Genomic DNA, 13,722 nt, shown 5'->3' with positions numbered 1-13,722 from the left:
CTTGCGAGCACAGCCTTGGGGCGAATCTGGGACGGTTCACGCGATGTGATGGGCGCTCTGCGCCCCTGGTCGCGCTGGGACCGATGCCGGACCCGGTGCGTGCTCCGTACAAGCTTAGCGGGGCCCCAGTCGATGTCATTCAGAAGCCAGCACGTCATCGCAGGCCTCTTCGCCAGCGTGTCTGTCGTCGCGATCAGCGCAACGGCGCTTCCCGCCCATGCGACGCTGCCCACGACACGCCTGATGAGCGCGCCGGCGATCTCGCCCGACCAAGCCTGGCAATACTACAACGCCCAGCCGTCGCTGAACTCCCGGACGACCAGTTCCGCAGCGATTCCGGGAACCGCGCCTGAGATCAAGGCGCTCGCGCGAGCGCTCGGGGCGGAGCAGCTCGCGACGGGACCCGGGCAGATCAGCCCGGCGACCTACGCCCAGACGGTGGTCGACTACGTCCGCAACAACATCTCCACCGAGTTCAGATTCGGCCTGGGCAAGGGCGCGCGCGGCGCGCTCATCGATCAGTCCGGGACGCCCTTCGACCAAGCCGAACTGGTAGTCTCGCTTCTGCGCGAGGCCGGGGTGGCGGCCACCTACAAGGTCGGCTCCATGCAGGTGGGCGCCCAGGATCTCGGTCGCTGGACGGGCGTCGTCAGCGGTTTCTCGCCGGCCGACGCCAACGGCGTGCAGGCCGTCACGGTCAACGCCAAGGCCGTCTGCCGCTTCCTCGCCGACGGCGCCATTCCGCTTCAGATGAACGTCGGCGGCTCGGGGGTCACCGACTGCAACGCGCTCAGCGGCGATCTCGGGGCCGGCGACAGCGTCACGATCGGCCATATCGTCGTCGAGGCGGCCGGCCTGATCCTGGACCCCAGCTTCAAGCGCCTGTCATTCAAGAGCGGCATCAACCTGACCACCGTTCCTGGCTGCGGGACGGGCTGCGGCGCGCAGGCCGTCACCGCCCTGATCCGCAACACTTCGCTCCCGGCCGAAACCGGCACCTATCAGGGCCAGACCTACTACAAGAAGCTGAACGAAACGGCGTTGAACGCCAACCTGACGGCCCAGGCCACGGCGCTCGAGACCTACATCGCGACCAACATGCCCGAGGCCGAGCTCGGAGACATCATCGGCGAGCGCAAGATCGATCTGTCGTTCGGTCCGACCGCATCGGCGAGCTCGCTGCGCCCGTTTTCGACGACCTACAGCTGGGGCGGTCAGATCCCCGACGCCTTCCGCTCCAAACTTTCCATCCCGATGGGCAGCAAGACCTACGTGATGTTCGGCGACGAGATCGGCGGGCAGAGACTGTGGATGGTGGCCAGCTCGCTGAAGGCGGACGCTGGAATCCTGACGCCCAAATCGCTCTATCCCGACGGCGCGTGCGGAGGTTGGGACACCTGCGACATCACCATCACAATCGATGCGCCGTACGCCTCCAATTCCGGCACGTATGGCGACGACGCGATCTTCCTGGGCAACAAGCTCTATACCAATAACGAAATCGACATTAACAACCCCGCTACCTACAACCTGACCATTCAGTACGGCGGCGTCGGAAGTCACAGCGCCAATCATTACACGAACCTGCAGAGAGCGAAGCCGGCCGGGCTTATGCTCTTCACCGACTGGCCCAATACGGTTCAGTCGGAATCTTGCGTCGCAGGCTGCGGCGCCACCCTGCACGGTCTGGCCGCCGATGTCCTGCATGCTCAGCGCCGGGCCAACGACTTCGTCGACACCCTGGCGGGCTCCGCGACCACTCGGCACTACGTCATCGGGTCGGTGATGCCGGTTCGCGGCAGCTCCGGCAACACCAACATCAATCTGCATACGGCTCTGAGTTCGCAGGCCGTGAACGCAAGCGAAGAGCAGCGCGCCAACAGTTTCGAAGTCTCGACAATGCTGGCGTCGCTCTTCGAGAGCGGTCCGATCCAGTACGCGGAAGACGCCTGGACGCCGTCGTCTCCCGCCGGCCTGACCTCGCTCCTGAACCGTAATGGACGCATGTTCATCGACGCCCCCAACGGCGTCGCGAACAGCATCGCCAATGCCTTGAAATACAACCCCAACGCCAAGGGCTGGATACAGAAGCGCGTCACCGAAGGGTACGATTTCATCCTTCCGGGCAACACCGACAGCGGCAACATCTCGATCAACAACGGCACGGTAGCCACAGTAGTGGCCGGGTATTACGGCTATCGCGGCCCCGCGGTCGGCGACAGCGGCGCGATCGCCCTTCTCGTGGCGGCGTCCATGAAGGGCGGCGGATCCAGCCTCAGCGGAGAGCCGACGGCGAGCGCCATGCGCACGCTGCAGTCGGGCAACGGCGACCGAGGTCAGGTCAAGATCGGCGACATCGACGCGGCGAGCGGCTCCTTGCGGATCTCGGCCACCGATCTCGCCGGGGGCGCGGGGGAGTTTCCCTACAGCCTGCCGTTCCAGCGCTTCTATTCGACGGACAATCCCGCATACGAGGCGCAGGTCAGCGTGAACAGCTGGACCTATGAAGGCCCGGATGCGAGCCTGTGGTTGCGCATGCCGAACGGCTGGACGCACAACTACGCGTACTCGGCGTCGTTCACGACCAGCCTTGACGGCGCTCTGGGGCGGAACGGCGCCCTGGCCGCCACGCCGCTGATCACGGGCCTGGCCGCGCTGTTCGACCTCAGAACAAGCCCCAACTTCGACCGACGGCTGACCGCGCTGTTCGTGAGCAACTGGTTGAACGACCAGATCAACGCCAACGCCGTGGCCGTGGCGAGCCCGACGGGTTCGGAAGTCTTCGTGAAGGCGCCGTCCGGAACCTACGTGCCGCCCATGGGGTCGGGCTCCAGCGTAAAGATCACCGGCAGCCGCGTCGGGCCGATCAGCGTCGACAAGGGTGTCGTCTACAACTACGAAAACATGGGGATCGAGTATACGCAGCGTGGCGGCGACGTCATGAAGTTCGGCCCTCAGACCTATTACACCAACAGCAGCAAGCTGATCTATCTGCGTCAGTTCCGGCCGCTGAACTGGGACTTCCCCAATGGGGTGAAGATCACATTCGGATACGACAGCAACATCTACAACGACACGAAGAAGTATTTCCTGAATTCGGTCAGCAACAATCTGGGCCAGAGGCTCGGCTTCGACAGCAGGGGCGAGACGATAGACGCCGCCGGCACGATGTGGCGGATCGAAGCCGTCAGTGACGCCGCCGGCAACCGGGTGAAGTACGACGTCTCCAACTGCATGAATTCCAAGAAGATGCTGTGCGACACCCTGAAGGTGACCCTGCCTTCGGAGTCCAGCGCCGCTCGCGTGATCACCTACTCGTACGCGGCAGACAGCGTCTCGCCGAACCCGGCGTCGTCCTCCCGACCGTCCTACCGCTTGCGCAAGATCTACGCGCCGTCCTCGGCCACCGCGCCGCAGGCCGTCATCCAGTACGACGACCTCTATCGCGTGAAGTCGCTGACCGACCGCGCCAGCAACGTCGCCAGGGTCTATTCGAGCGGGGTCTCCGGCGGCGAGGAATGGAACCGCGCGGTGATCGTCTCGCCGCGGCAGGACGTCTTCGTGGCGACCACCAGCATCTTCGACTGGCGCAACAATCCGGTGCGGGTGACCTCGCCCTTGGGCTACACGGCGGTCAACACCTACGACGCCGCGGGGCGGGTTTCGCGTGCGCAGACGCCGGAAGGCGACGCGGTCGTCACGGCCTACGACGTGCGCAGCAACGTCATCTCGACCTGCCACATCGGCAAGCCGACTGATCCGCAGGCCGCGCCGCGAGGCTGCGACACGAGCGTGGATCCGGAGATAACGGCGACCTTCAAGGAAGGTCCGAAGGTGCGCATCTGCATCAATCCGGCCAGTTGCAACAAGCCCGCGTCGGAAACGGACGCCAGGGACGCGACGACGACCTACAGCTGGAACACCACCACCGGCTTGCTGGAATGGGTGAAGTCGCCCCTCGACGCCCAGGGCGGCGAGGCCAGGACCAGCCTGGACTACTACGACTTCGCCGGAACGGGCGGCACGACCTTCAAGATGCTCAAGAGCAAGTCGCAGACGGTCGCGGACGGACGTGAGCAGAGAACGCTCTACGAGTACGACACCGCCCAGAAGTTCGTCCTGAAGTCGGCGACGGTCGACACCGCCGATACGGCGGCGAAGACCTGTTTCAAGTTCGATAGTTCCGGTCGCCTGATCGAGACCACCGGTCCGCGTGGGGGTGTGTGCTGATGACCGTCGCCAACAAGCGAGTCTTCCCGCGCGGCTGGAAGCGTCGCCTCCTCGTCGGCGCCGGATTGGCGCTCTGCACCGCCGCGGCTCAGCCCGCATTCTCCCAGTCGGGAAGCGATTTCACCAACTATTACAAGTGGAACGCCGCGCATCTGCTCGAATGGAAGATCGGCCCTGACCCCGATGGCGGGCTGACCACGGCCCGACGGCCCGCGGAGCACTACTTCTACGATCTGGACGCCCAGCTGATCCGCACGGAAGTCGGCCTCGTCAACGACGGAACCGGCGCCGGCTTCACGCTGCTGCACACGGTCCACACGCGCTATGACGTCGTCGGCAACAAGACGATGGTCTACACCGTGCCAACCTCGGTGGCCGCCAGCGATCCGAGCAAGACGAGCGGCGCGGAACTGACCAAGGCCGCCTCGCTGGTTCAGACCAGCTATGACGCTGAGGGGAGGGCAGTCTGCGTCGCGACGCGGATGAACCCCGACTCCTTCGCGACCATCCACGCTGCGGCGACGCCGCCGGACGCATGCCAGCTCACGGCCGCGGGGGCGTTCGGGCCGGACCGGATCGTGAAGACGATCTACGACAAGGCCGGCAACGTCGAGCAGACCATCGAGGCGTTCGGCGCGGTCGACGCCGGCGGCGCCAGCCTTTCGCGGACCTACGCGACCTACGAATACACCGCCAACGGCAAGAAGAAGGCCGTGACCGACGCCGTCGGCAACCGGACCGAATTCGCCTACGACAAGCTCGATCGCCTGTGGCGGCTGTTCTATCCGGTGACCGCGCGCGGCGTCGGCCAGGCCAGCACCTCCGACTACGAGGAGTATGGCTACGACGCCAACGGCAACCGGACCAGCTTCAAGAAGCGCGACAACTCCAAGCTCACGAGCTGCTACGACGCTCTCAACCGGGAGATCGCCCGCTTCAGGCGCGACGTCGCGGGCTGCCCGACCTCCGGGCTCGCCGACGATGTGTTCACCCGCTACGATCTTACCGGCGCGGTCATCAAGGTTTCCTACGGCGCGTCCAATGCGTCCGACGATCAGTCGGTCGTGTACGAGCGTGACAATATCGGGCGCGCGACCAAGGAGACCACCTACGGCAAGTCGGTTACCCATGCGTACGACAAGGCCAACAACCTCACCTCGATGGCGTGGCCCGGCGGGCTGACGGTCCAATACGACTATGACGCCGCCGAACGCCTGACTGCAGTTTATGAGAGCACCGGCCGAAGCCTCTTCGCGCCGACCTACGACGCCAGCGGCCGCGTTTCCGGTCTGAACCGCGGCAACGGCGCCAACAGTACGGCGCTTTATGACGCCGCCGGGCGGATGACGAGCCTGGAGCATGCCCTGACCGACGGTCGAGGCGTGAAGTTCGGGACGCCGGAACACAATCCGGCCGGGCAGGTCATGTCACGCGCGATCTCGAACGCGGACTATGCCTGGGTCGGCACCAACCTGACGCTGTCGGCTTCGGCGGATGGCCTCAATCGCGACTCCGGCATCGCGTCGCTGACCACGACCTGCGGCGTCGCCGGAGCGGGTTACGATTGCAACGGCAACCTGACCAACGACGGTTTCCGTCGCTATGGCTACGATGCGGAAAACCGGCTGATCTCGGCCGGCGGCCTGCAGCTGTCGTACGATCCGACGGGGCGTCTGGCGCAGGTGACCAACAGCGGTCAGGTCACGCGCTTCCTCTACAGCGCTGACCAGCTCGTCGCTGAAATGGACGCCAGCGGCAATCTGCTGCGCCGCTACGTGCACGGCCCGGGCGCCGACGATCCGCTCATCTGGTATGAGGGCTCGACGACGGGCGATGCTCGTTGGCTTCATGCCGACGGGCAGGGCTCGATCGTCGCCTGGAGCAACCTCTCGGGCGCCCGCGAGGCCGTCTACACCTACGGCCCCTATGGTGAGCCCGGCGACCGCTGGGGCTCGGGCAGCCGCTTCCGATACACCGGGCAGATCGCCCTGCCGGAAGCTCGCCTCTATCACTACAAGGCCCGCGCCTATGAGCCCGAGCGCGGCTGGTTCCTGCAGACCGATCCGATCGGCGATAAGGATGACCTGAACCTCTATGCCTATGTGGGGGGGGACCCGGTCAACCACAGCGATCCCACGGGAACGAACAGGGCGCGGACCGCGCCGCCGCCTCAGTTGCCGCGAACCGTCTGGGGCGCTGCGAATGCGGCTCAGATTGCGAATTGGAATGCTCGCGGCCGCGCACTCAACTCGCGTTACGCAGGCTACACGTACATTGGCAGTGATCCAGACCACCTGGCGGTGCGGGCGGCGGAGGAACGGTTCGCCATGTTCCAAGCCAGCCAAGCCAACAGCCGCGGCGCCACCCTGGCGCCGGACCAGCCCGGAGCCCGTTATCAAGGATGGTTCGGCGGAACAAATGCTCGAGGCCAGTTGGGAAGCCGCAGCACGTTCCGGGCCAGCGTGGTGCGCGACAGTTGGAACACGGCCACCCCGGGGCCGGGGGGCGGGCGACTGTGCCCCAGTTGCAACACGGAAGTGTTCGGGGCCCCTGGGAGCGGTCGACGCGGCTGGGACGTCAGCCACTATCCGTCCTGGTTCAACCGCTACTTCCCGCCCGGCACGACACGTCAGCAGGTGATAGATAACTATCAGACAGGCACGCGACTCGAATGCATAGGTTGCAATCGAAGCGGAGGAGCCAACGACGCTCGCTTCAAAGGCTTATTCGGACATGAGTATTAGGAATTTTTACGAGCATCTGGCGCCGAGAACGGGGTCGTGGAGCCTCAGCTTGCCCCTCGCGGTAAATGCTGCAGGCTTTGCCCCATCCGGCGGGCTTGTAGCCTACGCGACGGAAGGCCTCGCGAACATCGATCTACCTGCTTCGGGTGGGGCGTCGAAGCTCCATGCGGAGTTCGTGACGCGCCTTTCCTCCAAGGTTGACAGCCAGAGCGCCCTCCAAATGCTGAACCGCGCCGTGGCCTTCGCCACTGGCTCCGGGGCTGCCATTCTGAGGGGCAGCTATGCGGAGTTCTCTGAACCGGTCATCGATGGCTCGAAGTATTTCGGGTTCTACTTCACGTTGCCGATTTTTCTTCCGAATGACCTGTGGTCTTTCCGTCGCGTCAAAGGCGGCGAGGCCCAGGTGATATGGGTGCTTCCCATTAGCAAACGTGAGATTTCCATTCTGGATAGGAAGGGATTTGAGGCCTTTGAGGACTATCTCGAGGTAAATTTCGATCAGTTAGGCGATCTTGATCGTAAGTGATGTGGACGTAGCTGTTGCGGGGCGGAGTTTATGTTCCGAAAATCGCTAACCGCTTTAGGGTCGCGTTGGTCTTCGCTCAGACCGATCTGATTATGAGGAAACTACAGGGGGCGCTCGAAGTTTCGTCGAAGGCGTCCGCGCGATATACTATTTCCGATAATATTCCTTAGGCGATGTATGTTGATGCGAAGCGGCGCGCATCGCGGTTCAGGAAAATATTCCTATTCCCGCCGCCTCACTGCTCGCGGAAGCTCCTGAACAGTCGCTGTTGCAGCGGTTCCAGCAGGTACTGCAGCGCCGTGCGCTTGCGCAGCGGCGCGACGACCTCGACCGGCAGGCCGGCCTTCAGCGCCGGCGCCTCGCGGCCGGGCTGCTTGAGCGCGGCCAGTTCTTCAGGCGGCACGGCGACCTCGGCGCGGAAGTAGCGCGCGCCGGTCTTCTCGTCGGTGAAGCCGTCGGCCGACAGCTTGGTGACCGTGCCCTGCAGCAGCGGCAGGTGGCGGTCGTGGAACGCGGTCAGCTTGACGTCGGCGCTCTGGCCCACATGGACGTCGTCGGCGTCGTTCGGCGACACGCGAGCCTCGATGACCAGCGGCGCGCGCTGGGGCACGATCTCCATCAGGACGTCGCCGGGCGCGGCGACGCCGCCGACCGTGAACACCTTGAGGCCCACCACCTGGCCCGAGGCCGGCGCCCGAACCATGCCGCGTGACAGCTGGTCGCGCGCGGCGGCCAGCCGGGGCTTGAGGTCGTTGAGCTCGACTTCGGACTGGCGCAGGTCAGCGATGACCTCGTCCATGTGCTCACGATCGCCCTGCAGGGCCTGCATGCGGGTCTCGCCGATGCCTTCGCGGGCGCTGGCGGCCTGGGCGCGATAGGCGCCGTCGGTCCCCACCAGGTCGGCCGCGGCCCGTTCTAGCGCCCTCACCCGCGTCAACGGCGCATAGCCCTGGGCGGCCAGCTTGCGCATGCCCTCCAGTTCCTCGCCGATCAGCCGCTGCTGCTCGCGATTGGCGGCCAACTGGCGGTTGTAGCCATTGATCTGCTCGGAGAGCTGGCTGGCGCGCTCGCCCAGCACGCCGCGACGCGACGCCAGGGCCGCGCGCTGGGCGGCCAGTTGCCGTCGCTCCAGCCCCATGGCCTCGTCGGCCAGCGCGCGGTCCTCGGCCGACAGGCCGGCGAAGGCGACCGGCGTGACCGGCGCGGCCAGGCCGTCGCGCTCGGCGATCAGCCGCGCCCGGCGCGCCTCGACCGCGAACACGCGAGCGGCCAGCGCCCGCTCCTGCGCCCTGACCTCCTGGACGTTGAGCTCCAGCAGCACCTGGCCCTGGCGGACCTTGTCGCCCTCCTGCACGCGCAAGGCCGAGATCACTCCGCCCTCACGGTGCTGCACGGCCTGGCGGCTGCCGGACACCACGACGACCCCTTGCGCATAGGCGCCGGCGTCCAGCGGCGCGAAGGCCGCCCAGCCCATGAAGCCGACGAAGAACGCGCCGGCGACGGCCAGGCCGACACGAAGCTCCCAGTGGGCGCCGTCGGCCGGGCCCTGCTCCTTGTAGGCGTCGACCGTTACCAGGGCGCCGGGTTTGTGGATGGCGAGCGAACCGGTCATGAGATCACCCCGAAACCCGAAGATCGGACGAGGCGTTGGCCGGGCGCGGCAGGCCCGCCACCCTCGCCTCCAGCGCCTGCAGCACCTCGCGGCGCGGCCCGTAGAGGTCCACGGCGCCCTCGCGCAGCACCAGCAGCTTGTCGGCCACGCCCAGGATGTTGAGGCGGTGGGCGATGACCACCAGGGCCGCTCCCCTCGCCTTCTGGGCCGCGATCGCGTGCTCCAGCGCCGTCTCGCCCTCGAAGTCGAGGTTGGAATTGGGCTCGTCCAGGACGAACACCTGCGGCGAGCCGTAGAGAGCCCGGGCCAGGGCCAGTCGTTGGGCCTGGCCGGCCGACACCCCTGCCCCGCCCGGTCCCAGTTGCGTGTCGTAGGCCTGCGGCAGGCGCAGGATCATCTCGTGCGCGCCGGCCGCGGTGGCCGCGGCCACCGCACGCTCGTCGATCTCGCGCGGGTCGCTCTCGATGATGCTGGCGAAGCGGGCGATGTTCTCCTTCACCGTGCCGGCGAAGAGGCCGCAGTTCTGCGGCAGGTAGCCTATGTGAGCGGCCAGGCGCTCGGACTGCCAGTCGGCCAGGTCCGCGCCGTCGATGCGCACGCAGCCGAGATCCGGCGTCAGCGCCCCGACCAGAACCCTGGCCAGGGTGGTCTTGCCGGCCCCCGAGGGGCCGACCACGCCGATGATCTCGCCGGGGTTGAGGTCGAAGGAGACGCCGCGCAGGATCATGCCCGAGCCGTCGGGCGTGCGCACGCTGGCCTGCTCGGCGCGCAGCCGGCCCTTGGGTTCGGGCAGAAGCGTGCGGGCCGGCGCGGCCGGGGCGCGTTCGAAGAGGTCGACGAGCGTGCGCAGGCCGTCGCGGGCCTGGATCACGCTCTTCCAGGCGCCGACGATCTGCTCGACGGGCGCCAGGCTGCGGCTGAGCAGGATCGAGGCGGCGATCACGCCGCCGGCCGAGATCTCGTGGCGCACGGCCAGCCAGGCGCCCGTGCCCAGCGCCAGCGACTGCAGGGTCAGCCGCAGGAAGCGGATCAGGCCGGTATAGATCCCACCAGTGAACTGGGCGTCGGCCTGCAGGCCGACGGCGTCGCGCCGGTCGAGCAGCTGGCGCACGATCAGCGGCTCGCGCATGCCAAGCGCCTTGACCAGGCCGCCCTGGCTGGCGATCGCCTCCTGGGTCGCATAGGCCTGGGCCGAGGCCTCGTTGAGGGCTTCCAGCTTGCCGCGGGTGGCCTGCTCGTTGAGGATCGCCAGGATCAGCAGGGCCCCTGCCCCGATCACCGAAATCACGCCGAGCAAGGGGTGCAGCACGAAGCAGAGCGCCAAGTAGATCGGGGTCCAGGGCGCGTCGAGCATCGCCGTGGCGGCCGAGCCGGAGACGACGTTGCGGAAGGCGTCGAACTCGCGCATGGCCTGGCGCAGCCGCGGTCCGGCGTCGGGGCCAAGACCCCCGGTCAGGCGGGTCAGCACCTCGGGCGCCAGCAGGCGGTCGAGGCGCAGGCCCAGCCGCACCAGGATGCGCTGGCGAAGGCTGTCCAGCACGGCCAGGGTGGCCAGGGCGAAGACGACAGCCACTGTCAGAAACGCAAGCGACAGGAGCCCGCTGGTCGGCAGGACCCTGTCGTAGATCTGCAGCATGTAGAGGGTCGGCGCGAGATAGAGGATGTTGACCAGGGCGCTGAAGCCGGCGGCGATCAGCAGATGCCGCCGGCAGGTCCTGAAGGCGTCGGCCAGCGGCTCGGGAAGGACGCGCCGTCCCGAGCCTCTCGCCCTGTTCGCGCCGCCCCGGCCGCTCATGCGAGGGTGTCCTCGTGGAAGCGGGTCAGCATGGTGACGAACAGGTGGTCGTCGGCGCTGCACGAGTAGGCCACGCCATTAATGGTGCCGTGGTTGTTGTATTCGTCGAGCGCCGTGTGCAGCCCCGCGCCAGACCCTTGCCAGGCCGCGGTGTTCTGCTTGATCGCCGGGCCGTTGAAGTCGGCGACGCCGTCATGGTTGGCGTCGGCGTACTGCTGCAGCCAGTCGATGGCCTGGTTCATCTTGTAGGTCGGACTGTTGGGATCGAGCGCGCCGCCCGCCCCGTTGCCGGCCTCGAAGTTCAGCCAGGCGGCGATGACGTCGCGACCCAGGACGTAGCGGGCGTCCTGCGAGGGCTTCTGCGAAGCGTCGATGACCTTGAGCGCCAGGGCCAGCGACATCTTCAGGGTGTCCTCGCCCACGTCGGTGACGCCGTTGCCGTTGTAGTCGCCCAGCAGGATGTAGCGTTCCTCCTTGTTGCTGGTCCCCGGGTCGGGGCCGTCGGTGATGCTGTTGTTGAAGGCCAGCAGCTCGCCGTTCGGGAAGTCCGGGCCCGACTTGGTTTCGTTGCCCACGGTGCCGTCCCAGAACTTCAGCCCGTTGGGCGACAGCCAGAAGCCCGGGGTGCGGGTGCCGACGCAGTCGATCAGACCGTAGTAGTAGGCCAGGTCGTGGTCGCTGGCCGTGCCGCCCGAATAGGTCCCCGACGCGGTGGCGTCGTTGACGTGCTGGCCGACGGTCCAGGGTGCGGTGATCTGGAACTCGGTGCTGGCGCCGACCGCCAGGGTTCCGAGCGCCCGGGCCGTGCCCGCCGCCGCGCCGTTCAGGTCGAACACCGAGTCCGTGACCGTGGCGTTGGTCAGGGTCACGTTGCCGGTGTTGGCGACCACGAACTTGAAGGCGATGCTGGCGCCGGAGGTGGCGATCGGCCCCATGGGGTCGTCCGCGTCGCTCCAGGTCGCGCCGCCGTCGATCGAGACGTACTTCTCGATATCGATGCTGGCGCGCTGTTGCACGGGCACGTTGGCGTCGTCGGTGTCGGGACCCGTCTGGTTGGAGTCGGCCGTGGCGACATTCTCCAGCAGTCCATCGCCGCCGCCGTTCGAGTCCAGTTCTGCCTGGGTGACCGTGTGCTTGGCCGTGTAGCCCCAGGTTTCGCCGACCTCCAGCAGGCCGTCGTTGTCGCCCACCACATCGGCGCCGCGCGTGATCGAGCCGGCGTCGGCATAGGGGTCGGTGACCGTCACGCCGTCCAGCGTGGTATTACCGGTGTTGGCCACGGTGATGACGTAGCTGATCTGCTCGCCGGCTGCGTCGGCCGTGCCTCCGGGGACGGTGGCGTCCTTAGTGATGTTCAGGCTGGGCCGGCGATCGACGGGCACGCTGGCGTCATCGGTGTCGGGTCCGGTCTGGTTGGAGTCGGCGGTCGCGACATTTTCCAGTTGGCCGTCGCCGCCACCGTTGGAGTCGATCTCTCCTTGCGTGACCGTGTGCTTGGCGGTGTAGCCCCAGGTCTCGCCGACCTCCAGCAGGCCGTCGTTGTCGCCCACCACGTCGGCGCCGCGCGTGATCGAGCCGGCGTCGGCATAGGGGTCCGTCACCGTCACGCCGTCGAGCGTGGTGTTGCCGGTGTTGGCCACGGTGATGACGTAGCTGATCTGCTCGCCGGCCGCGTCGGCGGTGCCTCCGGGGACGGTGGCGTCCTTGGTGATGTTCAGGCTGGGCCGGCGATCGACGGGCACGTTGGCGTCGTCGGTATCCGGTCCGGTCTGGTTGGAGTCGGCGGTCGCGACGTTCTCCAGGGCGCCGTCGCCGCCGCCGTTGGAGTCGATCTCTGCCTGGGTGACCGTGTGCTTGGCCGTGTAGCCCCAGGTCTCGCCGACCTCGAGCAAGGCGTCATTGTCGCCGACCACATCCGCGCCGCGCATGATCGAGCCGGCGTCGGCATAGGGGTCGGTGACGGTCACGCCGTCCAGCGTGGTGTTACCGGTGTTGGCCACGGTGATGACGTAGCTGATCTGTTCACCAGCCGCGTCGGCCGTACCACCGGGGACGGTGGCGTCCTTGGTGATGTTCAGGCTGGGCCGCGGGGCGACCGGGACGCTGGCGTCGTCGGTGTCGGGTCCGGTCTGGTTGGAGTCGGCCGTGGCGACGTTCTCCAACTGTCCATCGCCGCCGCCGTTGGAGTCCAGTTCTGCCTGGGTGACGGTGTGCTTGGCCGTGTAGCCCCAGGTTTCGCCGACCTCCAGCAGGCCGTCGTTGTCGCCGACCACATCGGCGCCGCGCATGATCGAGCCCGCGTCGGCATAGGGGTCGGTGACGGTCACGCCGTCTAGGGTGGTGTTGCCGGTGTTGGCCACGGTGATGACGTAGCTGATCTGCTCGCCGGCTGCGTCAGCCGTGCCGCCAGGGACGGTGGCGTCCTTGGTGATGTTCAGGCTGGGCCGGCGATCGACGGGCACGCTGGCGTCGTCGGTGTCGGGACCCGTCTGGTTGGAGTCGGCCGTGGCCGTGTTCTCCAGGGCGCCGTCGCCGCCGCCGTTGGAGTCGATCTCGGCTTGGGTGACGGTGTGCTTGGCCGTGTAGCCCCAGGTTTCCCCGACCTCCAGCAGGCCGTCGTTGTCGCCCACGACGTCGGCGCCGCGCATGATCGAGCCGGCGTCGGCATAGGGGTCGGTGACCGTCACGCCGTCCAGCGTGGTGTTGCCGGTGTTGGCCACGGTGATGACGTAGCTGATCTGCTCGCCCGCCGCGTCGGCCGTGCCTCCGGGGACGGTGGCGTCCTTGGTGATGTTCAGGCTGGGCCGGCGATCGA

At 67.0% G+C, this 13,722-nt stretch carries 6 protein-coding genes; 3 read left to right on the top strand and 3 right to left on the bottom strand.

All coding sequences use genetic code 11. From position 1 onward, the window contains the following. The first annotated feature begins 132 nt into the window (after nt 1–132). Genes ACODR1_RS19800 through ACODR1_RS19790 form a run of 3 tightly spaced genes read left to right on the top strand, consistent with a single transcriptional unit; the run spans nt 133 to nt 7,500 of the window. Nucleotides 133–4,230 carry a hypothetical protein gene (locus tag ACODR1_RS19800; RefSeq protein WP_488881992.1) on the top strand — a complete coding sequence of 1,366 codons (4,098 nt, stop codon included), beginning with the start codon at nt 133–135 and terminating at the stop codon, nt 4,228–4,230. Beyond that, a complete protein-coding gene (locus tag ACODR1_RS19795) occupies nt 4,230–6,974 on the top strand; it encodes an RHS repeat-associated core domain-containing protein (protein WP_488881991.1) in 2,745 nt (914 codons plus the stop codon). The genes ACODR1_RS19800 and ACODR1_RS19795 overlap by 1 nt, the downstream gene beginning before the upstream one ends. Nucleotides 6,975–7,023: 49 nt before the next feature. Further along, the gene (locus ACODR1_RS19790; protein WP_488881990.1) at nt 7,024–7,500 is read left to right on the top strand and encodes a suppressor of fused domain protein; all 477 of its coding nucleotides are present in this window, start codon (nt 7,024–7,026) and stop codon (nt 7,498–7,500) included. A 235-nt stretch (nt 7,501–7,735) separates the two neighbouring features. On the opposite strand, the gene ACODR1_RS19785 is transcribed toward ACODR1_RS19790, so the two are convergent. The 3 genes from ACODR1_RS19785 to ACODR1_RS19775 form a co-directional block, all read right to left on the bottom strand. Beyond that, a complete protein-coding gene (locus tag ACODR1_RS19785; RefSeq protein ID WP_488881989.1) occupies nt 7,736–9,112 on the bottom strand; it encodes an HlyD family type I secretion periplasmic adaptor subunit in 1,377 nt (458 codons plus the stop codon). Nucleotides 9,113–9,116: 4 nt separating this feature from the next. After that, the gene (locus tag ACODR1_RS19780) at nt 9,117–10,907 is read right to left on the bottom strand and encodes a type I secretion system permease/ATPase (protein ID WP_488881988.1); all 1,791 of its coding nucleotides are present in this window, start codon (nt 10,905–10,907) and stop codon (nt 9,117–9,119) included. Next, on the bottom strand, nt 10,904–13,722 hold a 2,819-nt coding region (locus ACODR1_RS19775), incomplete at its 5' end, for a beta strand repeat-containing protein (protein WP_488881987.1). The genes ACODR1_RS19780 and ACODR1_RS19775, both read right to left, overlap by 4 nt.

The organism is Caulobacter sp. FG7 (assembly GCF_057808875.1).
Note: the sequence above shows the minus strand (reverse complement) of the source record. Positions and strands in the feature narration are given on the sequence as shown.